A 20,276-nucleotide genomic window follows, 5' to 3' on the forward strand; every position below is an offset into this window, starting at 1 on the left:
TCATTATTTCCGGAGATTTGCCAGGACCGAGTGGTCGGCCAGTGCATGTGATCGACCCGGAGCGAAGCGCTTTGACCTGGTTGCGTCCGAATGAGCGACGGAGGATGGCTTCGCGATGACCTGGGGCGAGCTCTCAACCCAACGTCGAAGGTCGTCATCGAGAATTAGGGTGCGTCGACCACGTTTCACGGCACGCAGTTTGCCGGTTTTAATTGCGTCGTATACCGACGTACGTCCAGCGCATGCGATCAAACATGCTTGAAGGATGCTATGAGCAAGAGGGGCGCGATTCATCGAAGCCTCATTTTCCAAGTGGATACGCTTGCGTCCGTGCGAACGCAGCTGATCTACCGTGATGAGGCTTGCGAAAAAATGGCCGCTTTTTCTCTATTTATGGTCCAGTGCCGTTTGGCACCATTGATTGAAATGCCAAGATAAAAAGTCCGGCTTTCGAATGAGCTGATTTTAGTCTGGAGAGCGTACTGCCGGACAACACATTTGGCACAACGCCTGGAGGAAAGTGCGGGCGAAGAATGCCGAGGGCCTCAATCAAGGTTCCCTTATTGTTGTTCTTATCTACCGTCAATTTTCCGCCGGCCTCCATGGCACACGACAGAATGCTAAAAACAAGATCCTGAAAAACCGGGTTGCCGATATCTCCTCTTGGCCTACCCGATGTTTCTCGTAGTGCTCTAAGGCCGTGCATCGGCGGCCAGGACTTGCCAACAGCGGTGCTGAATAGGAGGGCCAGCAACCAAACGGTATGATCTAACTCATTTATTTGAAATGGTTCTGTAGCTCCACGAAACCGCTCTTGCGATAGCTCTGGATCCTGACGGGCTATTTTGTCGAGATCCACCCGATCCTGTTTGTTCATACTGCAAACTGCTTCACTAAGAGTGCGCGCCGCCTCAGCCGCTTTAATCAGGGCGGGTCCGGGAGCTAACGAGGCTACAAGCTCATCGCTGTTCCAGATTTTCTCCAGTCTATCGCAGACGGAAATGCAGAACTGATCGCGCAGCTCATCGACGGATATCCGGGCTAGGTCAGCAACCCGCAGCACGTCATTTCTGAGCGTCGGCTGTGCCATGTGTTTCGGCATATGCTTTCTTTCGCTGTCATCTTCTAAATTGGACTTAGGGCGGCGGCCTCAATCGACAACGCCGGAAAGACCAATGGTGCAATACAGTCGCGTATCGTGGTTACCGCAGAGGCACCGTCACGGCGCCTTCCTTGGACGGCTTACAATATGCGGCCCAAGCATCCATGAGCTTGCGACGTTTCTCCAGTGCGTCGCCGCGTCGGTAGGCTTGTTCAGCTTTATCGCCGATGACATGGGCCAGCGCCGTCTCCACGACCTCGCGTGGGAAGTTCGAGACGTTCCCCGCCCAGTCACGAAAGCTGGAACGGAAGCCGTGCACCGTGGCGTCTTGAATGTTCATCCGTCGCAGAACCATTTCCATGGCCATGCAGGATAATGGCCTGCCGTGCGCCCGCCCTGGAAGCACAAAGTCCCCTGCTTTTAGTTCTCCCAGTTGCCGCAAGATTGCGACGGCCGGCGGTGACAACGGCACGCGATGCTCGCGACCCGCTTTCATTCGGCTCGCCGGAACTGTCCAGAGTTCCTTGTCCAGGTCGATTTCGGACCATTGCATTCCTAATATTTCGCCAGAGCGAGCGGCGGTGAGAATGCACAATTCCAGAGCCCGCGCCGCAGTGGCTTCTCGCCTCCGAAGCTGTGCGATGAAGCCTGCGACTTTTTCGTAGGGCATCGCGGCATGATGACCACGGGACAATTTTGAGGGCTGCGGCAAAAGGTGGTCTAGATGACCACGCCACCGCGCGGGGTTATCGCTTTGCCGGAAGCCCCGGGCTTTGGCCGCGTCGAGCACCTTTTCGATCCGGCCCCGTACCCGCGAAGCCGTCTCGGGCTTGATCGTCCAGATAGGTTTCAGGACAGCAAGCACGTCGTCAGTACGGACGGCATCGACAGGGATTTCGCGCAATGGAGCCGCGTAGGTCTCTAATGTCGACTTCCACTGCGCCTTATGTTTCTCGTTGCGGAAACCAGCCGACAAAGCTTCCCGCACAACATCGGCCATCTCGCCAAACGTGGGAATGCCCCCGTCGCGCTTCCGTTCGTCGATCGGGTCTACTCCTTGTGCTATTTTGCGACGGGCAGCGATCGCCTTCTCTCGCGCATTGGAGAGTGTCACAATTCCTGCGCTTCCAAGGCCCATTTCCTTGGCTTTGCCTCGCCATGTGAAACGCAAGACCCATTTGCGCGAACCGCTTCGCGAGACGATCAAGTAGAGGTTATCGCCGTCGCCATATTTTCCTGGCTTAGCAGTTTCGACTTTTCGAGCAGTAAGGTGGCCGGCCATGAGGGGGTCCTTTTGTGGACCCCAGGCCTGGATTAGCCCCGGTTATAAAAGGTCCACCCCTCTGCCGCGTCGGGCCACCCCGGTCCACAATTCAGTCCCCAAATAAAACGCGATTAGCGGCGAATAGCGACGTACGGCTACGGACAAATTGACCTTGTTGGCCAAGAAAACGTGTATTTATTCAAAGCACTGGCGATCATGAACGAACACTTAGGGACAAACGTTCGGCGGGCTCCCTCTCCGCCATATACCGAAAAAGTTATTATAAATCAGCATCGTACGAGTCAGGCCGCTTGTTGGCCCATACTTCAGCCCATATCCGTTTGTGACGTGAAAAGAGCTTCACCGGTAAAGCATTATGCTCTGTCATGGCGGCCGGGCAATCGAGCTTCTTGCAACGATCAAAGAGACGTTGTCTCGTGCTCCGCCGCTGAAAGCCTTGCCGACGAGGTCGCGGAGGGACCGGATGGGTTCGTTGGCGGCATTCAGCACATGCCCGATCTCATTATCGTCCACCATGTCGGTGAGTCCGTAATGGCATGCGACCGGCGGTGGCGTGCGTGGTTAGGTGCCTTCGGTATTCAATGGGCGCACTGGCGTCTGGGGAGCGGCGCCCTTCTCTAAGAGTTCGGTCTCCCCAATCGTTATGCTTGTCGCTTTTTTGATAGCTAGAAATGAGAAATCAAATGCCTTTACTTTGCCGGGCTCTCTCGTCTATTCGCCACCTTCTTGCCGTTGCTGCTATCGCCGCTCTGGGGCTGGCAGATCCGTAAGGGCCAGCACCCTGAGTGACCGCTGCGTTGTGAGCTATGGCTGCAGCACGGCGGGTCCTCTTGCGGTTATAGTCTGCCATGTCCGCCCTATATTGATCCTGCTCTGCCTTGGCGATCTTCGCATCATCGGGACCCAAAACTCCCTTGTGCTCCTTCGGCGGCGAAGGTTCGGTCGGCTTCGGTGGTACTTCGACGAATGTGCCCGCAGTCGGCGCGAACGTGATCACCACCTGGTGCTGGTCGTCTCGTACATACCCCACACCGGCACTTGGTCCCTTGAAGGTCTGCAGTGTCCAGGTCGGGCCGACTCCAGTGATGCCTTTGTATATGTGGAATTGTACGGTGGCACCAAAGTTGTCCAGCGCCTTGGCCCCGCTGGAGGCGGGCTGATAGTAGCCGGCCTCATCCTTTTCTCCGGTGAAGGAGTGCAGACCCATGTAGATCTGCTCGCGAAGGCCCAAATCTCCCTCAAGATCGAATCCATGCCGCTTGAGCTTCATCCCCTCGCAAGTCAATGTCTTCGGGATGGCTGCAATATTGATTGTATAGTTCTGGGCGTACGTTCTTGTTCGTGTCTCGTAGAGCACGGGACTGGCGCCGAACGTGAACAATGTGCCGGTCGCCTTCAACGGATCTATGTAGGACAATGGAAGGCCGGCCGTGGCGGTACCGGTGGTGTCATTGACGGTGAGAGTTAGTGCCACTGAAGCGACCCACTGATCGAACGGGGCCAAGCCCTTCAACCCTATATAGTTTTTAGGGTCCTGCGCCGCCTCGGAAATCTCGCATTCGATTTTGTCGATGACCGAGGAAACGGTTGGACCGCCTTGAACGTCGATAGGCACGTCGAACGGCGGCGGAGATGAGCAAGCCGAAAGAGTACACACTGATGCCAAGGAGACGACTAAACGCTTCATGACTGTGACAGGTGCCGGCAGTAACGCCATAAAGACAATCGAAAAAAGCCGATCGGAATGGGGTCGCGATCGGCGCCGACCGTGACCCCACTCCGACGTAGATTCCGTTACTTGTCACAAGAAGTTACCGCTGTAGCTTCAAGGGGCTTTGTTCAGCGCCGGTTTACATCGCCCCTTCGGCCATGACCAAAGACAACACGTTCGCCCCGCCTCTAGCAGTTTGCTGAAAAAGCCAAAATTGACCGCTTCGATGATCCTCGGAACGCCTCATCGCGATGATGTGTATTCGGCGGCGCGTTGCAGTCGTTGTCGTCCTGGCGACGACGCGGTTATGCCGTGACCAGTTTGGGAACGCGGATCAGGTTATAGGCGATCAAGTTGAGCATGAAGTCGGCGGCAACGCGGCAAATGCCACGATGTTTGGTCCTGCGCATCGTGCCGTGCTGCTTGCCCCAGCCGAAGATGCATTCGATCATCGCCCGGCGCGTCTGCGACATGCCATAGCCCTGATGGCGCGTGGTCCGTGCGTCGATAGCGCTCCGGCGGCGCCTGCCGGTCTTGCCCATGCCATTGTTCTGCGTCACATGCGGTGTGACGTCGATGGCGCGAAGATTGGCCACATGATCGGCCGTGTCATAAGCCTTGTCCGCACCGGCGGTAATGCGGCGACCCGCTTTCCTGCCTTCGGCCTCGAGCATTATCTCCGCGGCGCGGCGCTCGGCGGTGCCGCTCGCGTGCGTGACGATGCCGGCCACGGCCAGCCCATGCCGGTTCTCCATGGTGACGTGGCCCATGTAGCAGAGCCTGGCCTCGCGTCCGGCCGCCTTGCGGTAGAGCCGGCTGTCGGGATCGCTCGTGCTGACATGGGTGTCGTTCTTGCGCGTCTGACCGTGGAAGTTCGTGCCGTCGTCGCCATCGCGGCCATCCTTGGGACGAAAGCTCTTCTGTGACGCCCAGGCCTCGATCAACGTGCCGTCCACCGAGAAGTGCTCGTCCGAGAGCAGCGGCTCGACCTGAGGGTGTTTCAAAAGCCTGGTCATGAACTTCGTGAACACATCGCCGTTCTGCAGCCGCTCGCGGTTCTTCGTGAAGCTGGTCGGGTTCCAGACCGGATGGTCCGGCGACAGCCCCACGAACCAGCGATACAATAGATTGTAGTCCAACTGCTCCATCAATTGGCGCTCCGAGCGAATGCCGTAGAGCACCTGCAGAAGTAGCGCGCTGAGCAATTGCTCCGGCGCGATCGAGGGGCGCCCTTCACTTGAATAGAGCCTGGCAAAGCTACGGTTCAACTCGCCCAGCACATCACGGACCAGCGCCCGGATCTTCCTCAGCGGATGGTTCGGCGGCACCCGCGCCTCCGGCGAGATGTACGAAAACAACCCGCCCTGATCCACAAAGGCTCCGCGCATCCCAACCTCCACCGATTCACGATGAAAATCGAATCAGCAAACTCTCGCACGCGCGAGCGGTTTTTCAGCAGACTGCTAGACGAGCAGCGAAAAGACTTTGGAGGAATGCCTGGCCGCCGTCCTTAGCAAACGGATGCCGAAGCCGTCTTCGCGGGACGGATCCTCAAAATCCGGCTCGACTCTTTGTTCTAATGCGCCATCGCTAACTGGTCGGCGTATTGGCGCCTCTGCGCCGAAAGACGATGGCTGGCGGGAGTCTGTCCCGAACGATCCGCGCACAAAGGCTGCCTCGATTGCCACTGAACTCAAGAGTCCAGGACATCGGGACAGCCTTGCCAGAGAGTGAACGTCGTTCCATCAATCCGAACTATCGAAGTATCGGTGCTTGTGCCCGTAAGGCGGGAACAAGACGGACGGGAAATCTGCCGCGTAGCGCTTTTCTCTCTCAACTTGCTCGGGCTCGTGCGATGACGACATCAAAGGGGTCTCGATCGCCTTGCGATAGAGGTGCCAGGTCGCATGACCGAGCAACGGCATCACGACCGTAAGGCCGAGGAAGAACGGGATCGACCCGATCACCAGCAGGAAGGCAACGATCAAACCCCATTCCGCGGCTGCGATTGGATTTTTCGCAACCACGCGCATCGACGTCATCATGGCATCGGTCATGTCGGCGTGCTGGTGAAGCATCAGCGGGAACGACACAATGCTGATGCACAAGGCGACGGCTGCAAACAGGAATCCGACGCCGCAGCCGGCCATGATCAGGCGCCAGCCCTCAGAGGTAGTGAAAACCTTCGTGAGGAAATCGGGAATTGCCGATGCCGGTGTGTTGCCGAAGGCGGACACATACATCGCGTGCGCCGTTACCACCCAGGCGACAAAAATAGCAAACAACAGCGCACCCAGTCCAAGCATCGACCCGAACGACGGTGCCCGCAACACGTGGAACGCGTGCCAGGCGGACGCCTCCATGCCGAGTTCGCGCCGATAGCTCAGTTCATAGAGTCCGAGTGCCGCAAACGGCCCGATCAGGGCAAAGCCAGCGGCGATCGGAACCAGCAGCGGCAAGACCGAGTAGCCGAGCACCATCCTCGCGATCAGAATTCCGATCACGGGATAGATTGCGCAAAGGACAAGGGCGTGGCTCGGTACCGCCTTGAAGTCTTCCCAACCCAGCCGCAACGCATCGAGAAGGTCAGAGAAACCGATGTGACGGATCACCGGTCCGTCTGCGGCGACAGTTTCTGAGTGTAGATGTGATGTGTCTTCGAGAGGATAATATGTGGCCATGTTCGTTGTCTCCCTTTCGCAGGGTCAAACCTCGAGCCGCCAGAGGGCGCGAGTTGCCCTTCGGAAACCGATCACGATCAAGCCCAGACGCGAGAGCAAGGAATCTGGTCTTGCCGCGACCTGTTAGGTAATTCTAATTCCTATCTCTGATTTTAGTTGCTCACGGTTCAGTGAATTTGTGCCGCACACTGCATCAGTTATTGTCAGTTCGGACGGGGTGTGCAGCCCACTCCCTGATCTAGCCATCCAGGATGGGCTGCGGTCTCCGACCAAAGACCCGCCGGTGGTCTCCCTTGCCGGCGGGTTTTGTTGAGGCACGGACTTCCACTCTCATCGACCGCAAGTACCAGCGCTCGCCCAATGCGGGTATTGGCGCTGTCGCGCGCTGCTCGCGGCGCGCCGAGTCTCCTGTGTGTACCGAAAACTTAAGCTCGGGCGTAGTGGTGGTGAAGTTCGCCAAGGATGGCATGTGATTTGATGCGTCACTCAAAGTCAGCCCGATGACGCAGATGATCCCGCGCCGAAACACAGTCGGATGATCAAGCCACGCCAATGAGATGAATGAGCCCGAGGCTGATCAATCCGAGGACAATCAGCGACAGGGTAACAGAGCCCGTCACCCGTAGTCCCGCCTTCGCCACGGCCCGGATGTCGACGCCGAGCCCGAGAGCGGCCATCGAGACCGTTGTCAGCAGGTTGGCGACGAGCGCGGTCGGTTTCAAGACGACGCTCGGGATCAATCCGGCGGTGCGAATGCCAGCGACGCCAAGAAAGCCGACGATGAACCAGGGTACGAGTTGGTGGAGACTTGGCTTTCCTGGCTTTGGCCGATCGCGCGCCGTCACCTGCGGCGCCAGTTCGTTCGATTCATCACCTAGTTTGGAAGCCAGAAGGGACATCAGAAGGACGACAGGACCGAGCATCAGGACACGCACGAGCTTGACGACCGTTCCCACCTGATTGCTGAGGGCCCCGATTGGCAACGTGGCGGCGAGAACTTGCGGCACGGCATAGACCGTAAGCCCGGCCATGACGCCATATTGGGTCAGTGACATCTGCAAAAGCGGCGCGAGCAGCGGCAGGACAAGCACGACAATCACTCCGAGCACGGCTGTGAAGGCGATCGACGCAGCAACGTCCTCTCCGTCCGCGCCGATGACGGGGGCCACGGCCGCGATTGCGGAGTTGCCGCAGATCGAGTTGCCGCAAGCGACAAGGATCGCCATTCGCCGCGGGAGCCCGAGCGTCCGGCTTATCGCGTAGCTCGTCGCGATCGCGACAACGACGACGATCGCGATGCCGACAATCAGTGCCGGTCCGATCGCCAGAACCGCACGCACGCTCACCGATGCTCCCAGAAGTACGACTGCGATCTCGAGCAAAGTCTTGGCGCTGAAGTCGATACCGCTGAGCCATGCACCTGGCGGCGTCCAGACGCTTCGTATCGCGACCCCAAGGAGGATGGCAAAGACCAGCGCCTCAAGCCAGGGACGACCGGCAATCCCGATTTCGACGGCCTCAAGCAGATAAGCGAAGGCCGTGACAAGAATGCAGAGTGCAATGCCTGGGAGAAGGCGAACTAGCGACGGGATCGTTGAACGAGTCTCGGCGAGGTTTTGATCGGGCATGGTCATTCTCCTTTGAGAGTGACCGTGCTTGAGAGCAATTGTTAAGTCTATCTTAATGTAATACATATTTCATTCGATTAAGATGGATAATCATGACCCTCGATCAACTGCGGATTTTCATCGCGGTGGCCGAACGCGAGCACCTCACGCGCGCCGCCGAGGCCTTGAACCTCACCCCGTCTGCAGTGAGTGCGGCGATCCATGCTCTGGAAGCCCGCTATGGGGTCCACCTCTTCCATCGAATTGGACGCCGCATCGAACTGAGCCAGACCGGGCGGTTGTTTCTCCTTGAAGCCAAGGCGACGCAACAAAGCGCGGCGCTTGCGGAGCGGGCACTGATCGAACTCGGTGGTCTTCAGCGTGGCACGCTCACAATTCAAGCCAGCCAGACCATCGCCAGCTATTGGCTTCCGTCATTCCTGGTGGGCTTCAAGGCTGCGCATCCGGCAATCGGCGTGACACTACGCGAAGGCAATTCCGCCGACGTCGCGACCGCCGTCCTTGATGGTACGGCCGACCTCGGCTTTGCGGAGGGGGGCATCGACGATCCGGCGCTCACGCTGATTACGATGGCGTGCGATCGTCTTGTCGTGGTGGCATCGCCCGATCATCCTTTAGCGAAACGAAAAGCGTCGCCACAGGACTTGGTCAACGCAACCTGGATATTGCGTGAGCCCGGCTCCGGAACGCGATCCGCGTTCGAGGCGGCACTTCGCGCACACGATATAGATTCCGCGCTGCTAACGGCGATCCTTGTATTGCCGACCAACGAAGCCGTCTGCGTTGCGGTACGATCCAGCCCTCATCTGACCGCGGTCTCCGACTTGGTAGCTCGTCCTCACATCGATGCAGGTCGTCTCGCATTGATCAGAATCGATCTCGGCACACGCGCCTTCAGTTTGGTTCGGCACAAGGAGCGCTATCGCACCAGAGCATCCGAAGCTTTCGAGGCGTTGCTGCCAAGGCGGCGGACAGCGACAAGCTCCGGAACCCGCTAAGGCCACCAGCTCGTTAAAGGGTGAGCGTATTCGTGGTACTAACGCTCCACGAGATCGTTACGGCTATCCGACCAATTTCAACGCGATGCCGATGGACTGGATTGACCGGCTCAGCCTTCGCGGCGAACAACTGACGACGTGTCTGGCTCGGGCCTACCTTCCTCATCTAATCGGCGAAGCCTTGCAGACGAATTTGCCGCCTGCCGCCGTAGCAGCAAGGTGGTCTAGCGCGACGGATCGACCAAGCCGGTTTCGCCGTTCCGATGGCGGCCGGCTGCGATCCCCTTTGCGGTCAGCTGCGCTCCAACTAGAAGCATTATGATCTTCCCTGAGCCGATTAGGCTTCGAATGTCAGGTCGGTCGCCGCTGAACTCTCGGTGGATCGTTGGAGACGCGGCTGCGCGTCCGTCAAGAGCAAAGCGTGCCGCTACTGGAGGCTCTGGAAGCCTGGTTGCGCGAGCAACGTGGCTGCCTGTCGCGCTCGGTCTCGGTTGCGGTAACCATAAATGTTCGATTTCCCTCTAGCTGACTTGAGGCGGACGAAAAACCTTCCATATGCGGCCATCGGTCCAGCATGGAGAGTTGAAATGCTTGCAGAGAATGTCGTTGTCGAACGAATTGAGCCACTTCGCATTGGCCACATTGTTACTTGATCACCGGCTCCGGCAACACGGTCGTTCTGGGACATCACAATGGTCGCTGGACTTGCGGGTCGACTCCGGACGAAATCTATCGTGGTCGGGGGACGGCCATTGGCGAATTGCATGGGGACGAAGACCTTCTCGCGGTTAGCCGTACGGCTCTCAGTCTGGCGGCACAGCCCGCCGCGGCTCAAGAAATTCGTCAGAGGCAGCTAAAGGCTCGTGAGGGATGCGCCGCTGTCTGGGCGCGCCGATCAGACGGGGAGCGTCCGGAAAAGGCGCACGAGGTACCGAGTCAACTGGTGAGTATTTGATGGTTATTGCCGCCGACCAAATGTTGGCGAGTGGCGATCCGGTGCTGACTATCCTGGACCGCTACTCGTTGGAGGAACTCATCGACATCAGGACCGCAATGCAAGAAATGGGGCGCGACGGGTGGTACTATCCCGTCATTGATCGTTATCGCTAGAGCCAATCGGGAGGCCGCCGCCATCACGGTCCTGAATGGTGGCGGGATGCGGTTCGACAAGGAGCGCCCGGCCGTCGGTGTCGACCAGCGCGGGGCGCTTGCACTCAGCCCGACATTTCAGCGGCGTCCCACTTCGCGCACAGCCCCTTCTTCCGGAGGAAACTAATGTCCATTTCCGTGCCGTTGACGCGCACCAGTTCACATCGGCGATAGGCCAGGCCCGTCGACGACAGCAACAGGAAGAACTCCTTGAGATTGAGGCCCCCGATGGAACCCTCCACGGTCAGGACGGCATCGGTGTCCGAGATCGCGTTGAGCTGGCATTCCCGGCGCCAGGTCCCGTCGATGGCCATGATGCAGACATCATAGCCCTGGCTGAACGTGATCCGATCCGTTCCCTTTCCTTCCTCTGCCATTCCTCACCGTCCCGCCATCTTTTGGTACTGCTGTTACGGCTGGTGCAGATGTTTCGCGCGCGCGGCTTGGCCGATAGAGCCCGCGCTTGTTCGGCAATCGCTTGAACACGTCGGTCAAGCCCAACAATTCGATTCCGCTGCACCTAGCACCAAGGAAACCGAGGGTTTCCATCGCCTTGGCAACCGCCGAAGATGCTGCTCTTGGTAGCCGTTTTGTATCCGCTCAAGCCGCCGAGGTTCGTTTTGGAGCAATGAGGCTTTTGAGTTTGTGCATCTGATCGTCGTGCCAAGTGGGGATGCCATTTTCCGACCCCTCTTGTGCCCTCCAATGAAGCGGCCCCCGAAGCAGACTACGTATCGCGGCGGCATCGATCGGCTTTGAGAAGTAATACCCCTGACCGAACTCGCAACCGAGAGACTTGAGTTGCGAAACCTGTCCCTCGATTTCGGTGCCTTCGGCGACAACGGACATGCCGAGGCTGGTTGCCAAAGCCATGATCGTGCGAATGATTTGCAGACTTTCGTCGCTCTTCTCCATGGCCAAAACGAAAGACCTGTCGATCTTCAGAATATCGAGTGGGAAACGCTGCAAATAGCTGAGCGAGGAGTATCCCGTTCCAAAATCATCGATGCTGAGGCGGATGCCGATGTCCTTGAGTTGCGAGAGAACATGTACCACCCGTTCGGCATCACCGGCGGTAATGCTCTCGGTGATTTCCAGCCTGACCGTGCGCGGATCGATCCCCGTCTCGGTTATGACCTGGCGAACCTGTGCCACCAAATCGGGTTGACTGAACTGCCGTGGCGAAATGTTGATGCTGATCGTCAAGGATTCCTGGCGCGGAAACTCTTCCTGCAACCGGCGCGCCGTGCTGCATGCTTCGCGCAGCACCCAAAGCCCGAGAAAGACAATCAGGCCGGTATCTTCCGTTACATCGATGAATTCGCTCGGAGGGACTAACTCGCCATCCGGCTTCTGCCAGCGCACCAGTGCCTCGAAGCCGACAATTTCCTGATTCCCGAGCGAGACGATCGGCTGGTAGTGCAGCACGAATTCCTCGTCCGCTAGGGCCCGGCGCAGATCGGATTCCAGTGTGAGTCGCTTCACCGCTGCTGAATGCAAATCCTGATCGTAGAGCTCCGTGCGTGCCTTCCCGAGAGCCTTGGCGCGATACATGGCAAGGTCGGCATCGCGCAGAATATCGTTGGCACAGGAATAGGCGGTGGCGCTGGATGCAATACCAATGCTGGCGCTTGTGTAGATCGCCTGCCCGCCGATCAGGAACGGGATACGCAGTCCTTCTTGAACCCGCTGGGCAACCCTGACCGCGTCACTCGGATCGATGATTGCGGTTATCAGGATCGTAAACTCATCTCCACCCAGCCGAGCCAGCGTGTCATTACCATGTTCGTAGACAGATCGTGCGACAATATCCGTCTGTCGTAACGAACCCCTGAGCCGGCTGGCAACCTGAACGATCAGATCATCGCCAGCGAGGTGGCCCAAGCTGTCGTTGACGATCTTGAAGCGGTCGAGATCAATGAACAGGACGGCAAATTGCTCGCGGTCATCGCGTTCTTGCCTGGCAATTGCTTGGCCCAGCCGGTCCAGGAACAACGCCCGGTTTGGCAAACCTGTGAGCGCATCGTGCGAAGCATCATGAACCAGGCGATCCTCGGCGCGCTTGCGTTCTATGACCCTACCCAGCTGCATGCCGACCTGCGACATTACTTCCAGCAACACATCGTCCTGCTCGATTATCTTGTCGGTGAAGAACTCCAGCACGGCTGCCACTTCATTCCCCAACAGAACCGGAAATGCGCAGGCCGCTTTCAAACCGCATGCATTGGCCACCCTTAAACGACAAAAGCTGGGATCTGCGGTCACATCGGAGACCCACACGGGTGCCCGCTTCTCATACACGCGTCCCAACAACCCTACGCCAGCTTCGAAATCTATTTTTTGCTTCACGCAGCAGAATTCGGCAATGCTGTCGGACTCAACTGTACGCCAAACAGCCATTGACCTCAGGCGCACAGGTACGGAGTTAGCTTCCGCACCGTAGGCATGCCCCACCAGCCAGCCTGTAAATTGGCAGATTTCCGTTAAGACGAACTGGAAAACGTCTGGAATCGACTGCAAATGGTTTGCAGCGGTAGCGATCCGAGCGATCAATTTGAGCTGCTGCTCTCGTTCATAGAGTTCTCGCAAACCTTTTTCGGCAATGGCCTCGGCTTCATGACGGGACCCGCGCTCGCGCTTCAACCGCCGCTTCAGTTTCGAAACTTCGTCGGCTTCTGTGAGGTTCTGCATGGTTTCTCGCGATGGGAAGGCGCTGCCCATCTTAGGAGACAGTTACACGGATTAGGCATTTCGCGTCGCCGTGATGCATGCATTCCAGATGCTCGACCTCTGCCTTTTGATGGTAGTGGGCCGCCGCACCTTCGATGAATCCATGGGCGAGAGCGCAAAATCTTCGGGGCGAATTATAGCCCATCAGGAGCGCACCATCCGCCGCGTCGTCAAAATTGAAGTGCGGACAATGCGCGCCCGGATACAGTTTATGGACTTCGGGATGGATGATGCTGTTCAATGTGAGGATGAATGGGCGTACCGATTGGTGCGCCTCAAAAAACGCCGGATAGCGTTTGGCCAGCCGCGGCATGGCTTCCCGTCCGAACCAACGCAGCACCTCTCGCGAAGGCATATTCAGCGCACGCGATGCGGCTTCAAGGAGCTTGCCCATCTCGGCATCGGGATAACTGCCAAGGGATGTGTAGACCCCGGACACTTCGGCGGCGTCGAGCAGATCGTCCCATGCGTCATCCCCATGGTGCTCGCAGACAGCGTCTTCAAGAAGATTAAAGACTACGCCCTTCATCTTGCCCCCAGTGCAATGCCTGTGACAAATTGTGGCTGGTATAATGTTAAGTTGTTAGAAAATATTTAAAGAGTGCTGTTGACGAGGCCGGCCACACTGACGATCCATAACTGTCGGCTCTGACCATAGAGTTCGCAGGCGCTATGTGCCCCTCTCTGCGACTGGGGCAGAGCTGCTGTTCGAGGTCTTCAGCCAGCGCTACGAACGAGGCAGCAGCGGGCTGTCTCCGAATTTCTCCGGCGAGATCGGCGAGGTCGTCAACCAGAGTTAGGCTCCTTGGCCGTGGCCACGATTGCATCGTGGGCCTTCACGAGTTCCGGCGTGTCGAGCCACAGCTTCTCGTTCGGCTCGCGCACTACTGCTTCCGCGTACAGCCTGCAACTGCTCTGCTGATTGCTTCACCACGCGTAGCGGACGGTGCCCTTGCCGGCGTAGGATCGTGTGACGTTGGAGAACTCGCTCTCGATGGTGGCGGCCACCGACCAGTTGCCGATCCACTTCATCTCGGCCGCGCCGGTGACCAGCGCGGCGTCGGAGGCCATGGCCGCGCCGTTCACGACGAAGCTGGCGCCAGGCAAGGTCTGGAACGTCGCGGCGACTGTGCGATCCGGATTGAAATCGTGCGCCCATGCAAGACGCCCGCGCAGCGTCAGGATCGCGTCCTGCACCGCGTAGGATTTGTCGGTGCGGACACCGAGTTCGCTGCGGGTATCCGTCACGCTCTTGGCATTGTAGGCCTGCGCAAAGGTGTTGGCGCCGGACAGAACGCTTTCGGCGTAGGCCGGAAGATCGAAGGTGGTGAACTGGCCGGCCGCATAAGGCGTGATCCCGACGCCGCCCATTGCCGGGCTGACCACGCGATAGCCGCCTTCGACACGGCCCGACCATGCGTTGGCGCTAAAGCGCGCCTGCAACCGGTCTGCGCCGCTGATCGTCACGATGCGGTTGGTGGTGACGTCCTGCCAGCCGTAAGCGAGCGCACCGGAGAGATAGGCCGCGCCGACGGTGTGTCGAATGAAGGTGCCGGCCTGGAACAGGTCGGAGTGTCCGCTGCCCAGCCCGTTGGCGACATTGAAATTGGTGCCGCCGCCCGCCATTGCGAAGCCGGCGGTTGTGAATGGCGAGATGCGGTAGTCGGCGCCGACCGCGACGCCGGCGACACTTGAGGTCGCGGTACTGGAGCCGAGCGACGCATTGCCGTCGGTGGTCTGCGAGCCGCCGTAGCCCGCGGCCCACACGCTCCAGCGCGGGATGAGGGGATCGGCCATTGCAGGCGCCTTGTGAGAGATTGCGGCATAGGCGTCACGCTCGTTCTTCGAACGTGGGGTGTCTCCCGGCGCGTAGGCACTGAGATCGTAGCCCTCTTCGGCATAGGCTGGGGCCGCACCGTTTGTGGTTGCACCATTGCCGCGGCCGGCGATGAAGGGATCGCTCAAGATCCCCAGGAACAGGTTCATCGCATCGAAGGTGGGCTGTAGCGAGCCGGTCGCCGCTTCACCCGAGACCTGCGCCAGGCCTGCCGGCGTCAGCGCACCGAATACCAGCGGAATGCCGCCGGCGGTGTTGAAGGAATTGATCAGCGCGTTGGCGACATTGCGCTGATTGGAGCTTGTAAAGGCTCTCGCCGGCTCCGGAACAAAGTTCAGCGCCAGATTGAGATAGGCGTGGGTCGGATCGTAACTCAGGCGGGTCGTGAAATTTGCGGGCAGGTTGGTGTTGACCAGCGAGCCAAACGTGCCGCTGACGTTGCCTGCGGTGAGGATGGTGTATTGCTTCGAGATATAACTGCCGTTGGCATAGATCGCCTTGACGGTGGCGCCGCCGAGCGTCGCTGCACCCGTGACATTGGCGGATGACGTGGTAGCGGGGTTGAGCATCACCACATACGTCGCGCCCGCTTGCAGGGCCAGGCTGCCGAGATTCATCGAGGAGCCCGGTGTGCCGTCACCCGGCGCCAGCGTGCCGCCGCTGTTGATGCTGACGCTGCCGACGCTGCCGGTGCCCGCAAGCACCGCGCCGGTATTGACGCTGACCGGGCTTGATGCCGCCAGCGAGCCGGTGACGTTGAGCGTGCCGGCATCGACCGTGGTGGTTCCGGTGTAGATGTTCGACCCCGACAAGGTTAGCGTCCCCGTTCCGGTCTTGACCAGCGAGCCGCCGAAGGCGCCAGAAATACAACTCGAGCCTGACGGTCCGCAGTCGCTGATGACGCCGCTGACGATGGTGCTCAGATTGTTGCCGCCGACCGTGAGTTGATTGGCGCCGAGATAGAACTGCCCGTTGCCGGCGATCGAACCGGCGGAGAGTTGCCCGTTGTTGACCGGTCCGCTCGACCCCGAGAAGTCGGTCACCGCACCAGCAGCCCCATTGGTGATGCTGGCGCTGCCGGCCGTGCTGCCGCTGAAGAAGTACAGGCCACCGATATTGGTGATGCTGGCGGTGCCCGCCGTGCTGGTGTCGAAGAACTCCAGGAGACTGTTATTTGTGATGCGGGCGCTGCCGGCCGTGCTGCTGTTGACGAACCTCAGCAAATTGTCACTGGTGATGCTGGAACTGCCGGCCGTGCTGCCGCTGTAGAAGTACAGGCCACCGTTATTGGTGATGCTGGCGTTGCCGGCCGTGCTGGTGTCGAAGAACTGCAGGAGATTGTTATTAGTGATGATGGCGCTGCCGGCCGTGCTGCCGCTGCCGAATTGCAGGACACTGTTGTTAGTGATGCTGGCGTTGCCAGCCGTGCTGGTGTCGAAGAACTGCAGGAGATTGTTATTAGTGATGCGGGCGCTGCCGGCCGTGCTGCCGCTGTAGAAGTAACCGCTACCGTTATTGGTGATGTTGGCGGTGCCAGCCGTGCTGGTGTCGAAGAACTCCAGGACACTGTTATTAGTGATGCTGGCGCTGCCGGCCATGCTGCCGCTGAAGAAGTACAGGCCACCGATATTGGTGATGCTGGCGTTGCCGGCCGTGCTGGTGTCGAAGAACTCCAGAAGACTGTTATTAGTGATGCTGGCGCTGCCGGCCGTGCTGCCGCTGTAGAAGTACAGGCTACCGTTATTGGTGATGCTGGCGTTGCCGGCCGTGCTGGTGTTGGAGAACTGCAGGACACTGTTATTGGTGATGCTGGCGCTGCCGGCCATGCTGCCGCTGAAGAAGTACAGGCCACCGTTATTGGTGATGCTGGCGCTGCCGGCCGTGCTGGTATCGAAGAACTCCAGGACACTGTTATTAGTGATACTGGCGCTGCCAGCTGTGCTGCTGTAGGCGAAGCTCAGCAAATTGTCGCTGGTGATGCTGACGCTGCCCCCGTTGACGACGATCCCGGCGCCAGCGAAGATCAGAGAATGGTTGTTCGTGAAGGAATAATTCGAAGCGCCGGCGTTGAAGATCCACCCGCCCAGGGTGGTGTCATTCGCGAATGTAATGTTCGTGCCGGTCGATGTGCCGAACGATGCGGTGCCGATCGGCACGGTGGTCGGGGTCCAGTTCGCAGTGTCATTAAAATTGCTGTTGGGCGGAGCGGCGAGCCAACTGGCATCCTGCGCCGCTGCCGGCGCTGCCCACGTCAACGCCGAAGCGAGCCCCGCCGCCAATCGCGTCTTGTGCATTGTCAGCCTGCCCATGCCCCGTTCCTCCGGCTGCGTGCTGGAGGTCGCCAGCAAAGCCGTGACCGAATCGCGTGACTGATATTATCTTACCTATGGCTAATATTATCTTACCTGCCATCTGATCGGGCATTCCGCGCCGCTCTCGTCTGCCAGCAAGTTTTGATTCAGCCGCGGTGTTGCACTTGGGGGACGCATTTAGCAGTGCCTGCGATGCAGCACTCCGCTGTGCCGCGACGCCTTGCACATTCCAGGTGCAACGCTGAGTTGCGGATGTCTGAACCGCCGCCGGGATGAGGGACAAGATTGCGTTTGTTTGGATAGCGGAGAGAAAATGGATCCGCGCCGGCGCAAGGTGCTCGAGGCCATGCAGCGCACTCTTGAGGATGAATATGGCGTCGAATTTTTTGCAGCGAGTGAAGATTCAGGCGAAGGCGTCAGATTCAGGAAGTCATCAAAAGACTGAGCCAGTTTGCTATCGACCGGTTAGCACCGACTAGCCAGGTATTGACGATGTTCCGTTACGCTGATGGTGGATGGCTTGCACTTCGGCGCCACGGACAACCACTACTTGCTTGACGATCTCGAACGGCAGGTCGGCGCCTTCGTCGAGCACTACAATCCATGTCCACTATCACGAGAGCGTCGACAACCTGACCCCGGCTGACATTTACTTCGGCACAGCCGCGACAATCCTGGCCGAGCGTCAACGCATCAAACGCGACACTATGGCAAACCGTCGCTTGCAGCATCGATTGCAGGCCGCTTAAACTCTAACCACTGATGGGCCAGAACCTCTCTTCGCAAAATGCCCGATCATTCTCAAATCATCTGACGACGGACATGCCACAGCAATTAGCCTAATGCACGTGATAGACGGCGAGTGCAGCACAATAGCCATGTCGGACATGCAACACAGAAACTGGTGCGGACGCCAGCGACAACTTTTTGGTCATCCGCGCGGGTTGATGTTCCTCTTCGCGACAGAAATGTGGGAACGCTTCTCTTATTACGGGATGCGCGCGCTGCTCGTCATCTACATGGTACGATATTTGCTGCTGCCCGAGCGGGCGGATTTGGTGATCGGGCTCGCGCCAGTCCGCAGCCTGTTCGAATCAATCTTTGGTCCGCTTGGCGTGCAGCCCTTCGCCTCGCACCTCTATGGCTTCTACACTGGTTTCGTCTATCTCACACCGATCTTCGGAGGGCTTATCGCCGACCGTCTTCTGGGTCAGCGGCGAACCGTGATGCTGGGCGCCTCGCTGATGGCGCTCGGCCACTTCATGATGGCATTCGAGCCGCTGTTTCTCTTCGCGATCTTGACTATCATTCTGGGGAGCGGCTGCTTCAAGCCCAATATATCGTCGCAGGTGGGTAGTCTTTACACCCAAGGCGATTCCCGCCGTGACCGCGCCTACTCAATCTTTTACGTCGGGATCAACCTCGGAGCGATGCTGGCGCCGCTGGTGGCGGGCACACTAGGCGAGGAGATTGGCTGGCCTTATGGCTTCGGAGCCGCAGGCATCGGCATGATGATCGGGCTTGCCGTCTATATCTACGCTTCCCCGCTACTGCCTCCGGATGCATTGCGTTGCGCTCCCCGCGACAAAATCCGGCTCGACGCAAGCGAACGGAGCGTGGTTGTTGCGCTTCTCTTTCTACTTCTGCCGACGAGCCTGTTCTGGGCGACCTATGAACAGCAGGGCAACACCATCGCACTGTGGGCCAGCGATTTCACCGACCGCTCGATCAACCTCATTTTCTGGCGCGGAGAAATCCCGGTTACCTGGTTTCAGGCATTCAATCCTTTCATGATTTTGGCATTCACGCCGCTCGTCTTGGGGCTTTGGAGTTGGCAGGCGCGACGGAGCCAGGAGCCTTCGACCCTAAGCAAAATGGCCTTCGGCTGCTTTGCCTGCGCCGTCTCCTATCTGATCATGGCGGTGGCGGCTTGGCAGTCGGGTGGAGGCAAGGCGAACTGGCTGTGGCTCCTTGCCTATTTCGTGATCATCACCGTGGGCGAGCTTTACCTCTCGCCGATTGGGCTCTCGCTAGTCTCCAAACTATCCCCTGCCCGCACGGTCTCGATGATGATGGGCTTGTGGCTCACCACAAACTTCGTTGGCAACTTCCTCGCCGGTTGGCTCGGGAGCTTTTGGAGCACCATGGACAAGATGAGCTTCTTTCTGATGATCGCTGCGCTCGCCAGCATCACGGGGATTGTGTTCCTGATCTTTAGGAAGCCGCTGCGGACGATGCTAAACGTCGAAGCATTTTAGGGCTTGATTTCGGAGATCCTTGAGCAGCTCCGGTATCGCCTTAGCCTCAAACGGCCGCTGATCCTCAGCAGGCGTCCGACCAGCCCTTCGCCGAATCCGACGATCGCGCGAATGACTCCAGCGCCGTCATCAAGCCGAGTATGCCGGCCAGCGCGCTGAGAATGCCCGCTTGCTGGCAGCTCGGCACCGTGCCCGCCGGCGGCGGTTCGGCCATTTGCAGAAGTGGGTAGAGCCGAATCTTATTCTGCGCGAGTTGTCCGACGCGCTGCCGGACCTTTGGCGGCTGTTCCGAATATGGAAAGTCAGGCGCAAAGCCGACGCGGATATTTTCGATATCGAGATAGGCGGCGATGAAACCTAGCGGTGGCGCTACCGATCGGAAGCGTCGCCAACTACCAGTCCCAAATCCGGGAATACGTGAATGCTCCGACCGCCTGTTTATCAATGCCTGAGGGCCGCCTCTTCAGGCGGCCGCGCCGATCCTTTAATTTTGGGGTTTCAGCCATGGTCGCAAGGTTAGCGAGTTATCAAGATATCATCTTCACAAGCAAGCATGTCAGCCTGCGAACAAGCTAACGAGACGAG

At 58.7% G+C, this 20,276-nt stretch carries 16 protein-coding genes and 4 pseudogenes; 6 read left to right on the top strand and 14 right to left on the bottom strand.

Going from position 1 to position 20,276, the window contains the following annotated elements:
- Nucleotides 1–3: 3 nt before the first annotated feature.
- From ACSZOQ_RS18700 to ACSZOQ_RS18735, 8 genes are all read right to left on the bottom strand, one after another.
- The gene (locus ACSZOQ_RS18700) at nt 4–294 is read right to left on the bottom strand and encodes a helix-turn-helix domain-containing protein (RefSeq protein ID WP_439923341.1); all 291 of its coding nucleotides are present in this window, start codon (nt 292–294) and stop codon (nt 4–6) included.
- Between the two features lie 97 nt (nt 295–391).
- Nucleotides 392–1,102, bottom strand: a complete 711-nt coding sequence (locus tag ACSZOQ_RS18705) for a hypothetical protein (RefSeq protein WP_439923342.1) — start codon at nt 1,100–1,102, stop codon at nt 392–394.
- A 100-nt stretch (nt 1,103–1,202) separates the two neighbouring features.
- Nucleotides 1,203–2,384 carry a tyrosine-type recombinase/integrase gene (locus ACSZOQ_RS18710; RefSeq protein ID WP_439923343.1) on the bottom strand — a complete coding sequence of 394 codons (1,182 nt, stop codon included), beginning with the start codon at nt 2,382–2,384 and terminating at the stop codon, nt 1,203–1,205.
- Nucleotides 2,385–2,750: 366 nt separating this feature from the next.
- On the bottom strand, nt 2,751–2,903 hold the full coding sequence (locus tag ACSZOQ_RS18715) for a hypothetical protein (RefSeq protein ID WP_439923878.1): 153 nt from the start codon (nt 2,901–2,903) through the stop codon (nt 2,751–2,753).
- A gap of 163 nt (nt 2,904–3,066) precedes the next feature.
- A complete protein-coding gene (locus ACSZOQ_RS18720) occupies nt 3,067–4,074 on the bottom strand; it encodes a hypothetical protein (protein WP_439923879.1) in 1,008 nt (335 codons plus the stop codon).
- Nucleotides 4,075–4,403: 329 nt separating this feature from the next.
- A complete protein-coding gene (locus tag ACSZOQ_RS18725) occupies nt 4,404–5,486 on the bottom strand; it encodes an IS5 family transposase (RefSeq protein WP_439922884.1) in 1,083 nt (360 codons plus the stop codon).
- A gap of 357 nt (nt 5,487–5,843) precedes the next feature.
- Nucleotides 5,844–6,779, bottom strand: coding sequence for a DUF2189 domain-containing protein (locus ACSZOQ_RS18730; RefSeq protein WP_439923880.1), 936 nt, complete (start codon nt 6,777–6,779; stop codon nt 5,844–5,846).
- Nucleotides 6,780–7,318: 539 nt separating this feature from the next.
- A complete protein-coding gene (locus ACSZOQ_RS18735; protein ID WP_439923881.1) occupies nt 7,319–8,407 on the bottom strand; it encodes a YeiH family protein in 1,089 nt (362 codons plus the stop codon).
- Between the two features lie 92 nt (nt 8,408–8,499).
- Here ACSZOQ_RS18735 and ACSZOQ_RS18740 point away from each other — a divergent pair, with 92 nt between their 5' ends.
- A complete protein-coding gene (locus ACSZOQ_RS18740; RefSeq protein ID WP_439923882.1) occupies nt 8,500–9,405 on the top strand; it encodes a LysR substrate-binding domain-containing protein in 906 nt (301 codons plus the stop codon).
- Between the two features lie 954 nt (nt 9,406–10,359).
- A complete protein-coding gene (locus ACSZOQ_RS18745) occupies nt 10,360–10,515 on the top strand; it encodes a hypothetical protein (protein WP_439923883.1) in 156 nt (51 codons plus the stop codon).
- A 19-nt stretch (nt 10,516–10,534) separates the two neighbouring features.
- On the opposite strand, the pseudogene ACSZOQ_RS18750 reads toward ACSZOQ_RS18745, so the two are convergent.
- The 4 genes and pseudogenes from ACSZOQ_RS18750 to ACSZOQ_RS18765 all read right to left on the bottom strand — a co-directional run.
- Nucleotides 10,535–10,684: pseudogene (locus tag ACSZOQ_RS18750) on the bottom strand (IS5/IS1182 family transposase); the annotation flags it as partial.
- Entirely contained in the window at nt 10,620–10,931 is a 312-nt protein-coding gene (locus tag ACSZOQ_RS18755) for a PilZ domain-containing protein (protein WP_439923884.1), read from the bottom strand. The gene ACSZOQ_RS18755 and the pseudogene ACSZOQ_RS18750, both read right to left, overlap by 65 nt.
- A gap of 223 nt (nt 10,932–11,154) precedes the next feature.
- Entirely contained in the window at nt 11,155–13,245 is a 2,091-nt protein-coding gene (locus ACSZOQ_RS18760; protein ID WP_439923885.1) for a bifunctional diguanylate cyclase/phosphodiesterase, read from the bottom strand.
- Nucleotides 13,246–13,276: 31 nt separating this feature from the next.
- On the bottom strand, nt 13,277–13,813 hold the full coding sequence (locus tag ACSZOQ_RS18765) for a heme NO-binding domain-containing protein (RefSeq protein WP_439923886.1): 537 nt from the start codon (nt 13,811–13,813) through the stop codon (nt 13,277–13,279).
- A gap of 142 nt (nt 13,814–13,955) precedes the next feature.
- Here ACSZOQ_RS18765 and ACSZOQ_RS18770 point away from each other — a divergent pair.
- Nucleotides 13,956–14,045: pseudogene (locus ACSZOQ_RS18770) on the top strand (ATP-binding protein); the annotation flags it as partial.
- A gap of 166 nt (nt 14,046–14,211) precedes the next feature.
- Here the strand turns inward: ACSZOQ_RS18770 and ACSZOQ_RS18775 are convergent.
- On the bottom strand, nt 14,212–17,430 hold the full coding sequence (locus ACSZOQ_RS18775) for an autotransporter outer membrane beta-barrel domain-containing protein (RefSeq protein ID WP_439923887.1): 3,219 nt from the start codon (nt 17,428–17,430) through the stop codon (nt 14,212–14,214).
- A gap of 316 nt (nt 17,431–17,746) precedes the next feature.
- On the opposite strand from ACSZOQ_RS18775, the gene ACSZOQ_RS18780 reads away from it, so the two are divergent.
- From ACSZOQ_RS18780 to ACSZOQ_RS18790, 3 genes and pseudogenes are all read left to right on the top strand, one after another.
- Complete coding sequence (locus ACSZOQ_RS18780) at nt 17,747–17,878, top strand: hypothetical protein (protein WP_439923888.1); 132 nt, start codon at nt 17,747–17,749, stop codon at nt 17,876–17,878.
- 93 nt (nt 17,879–17,971) lie between these two features.
- Nucleotides 17,972–18,182 (top strand): annotated as a pseudogene (locus ACSZOQ_RS18785) (IS3 family transposase); the annotation flags it as partial.
- Nucleotides 18,183–18,311: 129 nt separating this feature from the next.
- Complete coding sequence (locus ACSZOQ_RS18790; protein WP_439923889.1) at nt 18,312–19,691, top strand: peptide MFS transporter; 1,380 nt, start codon at nt 18,312–18,314, stop codon at nt 19,689–19,691.
- A gap of 50 nt (nt 19,692–19,741) precedes the next feature.
- Here the strand turns inward: ACSZOQ_RS18790 and ACSZOQ_RS18795 are convergent.
- Nucleotides 19,742–19,899 (bottom strand): annotated as a pseudogene (locus ACSZOQ_RS18795) (adenylyltransferase); the annotation flags it as partial.
- Nucleotides 19,900–20,276 lie beyond the last annotated feature (377 nt).

Source organism: Nitrobacter sp. JJSN (assembly GCF_051912485.1).
Taxonomy (GTDB): Bacteria; Pseudomonadota; Alphaproteobacteria; order Rhizobiales; family Xanthobacteraceae; genus Nitrobacter.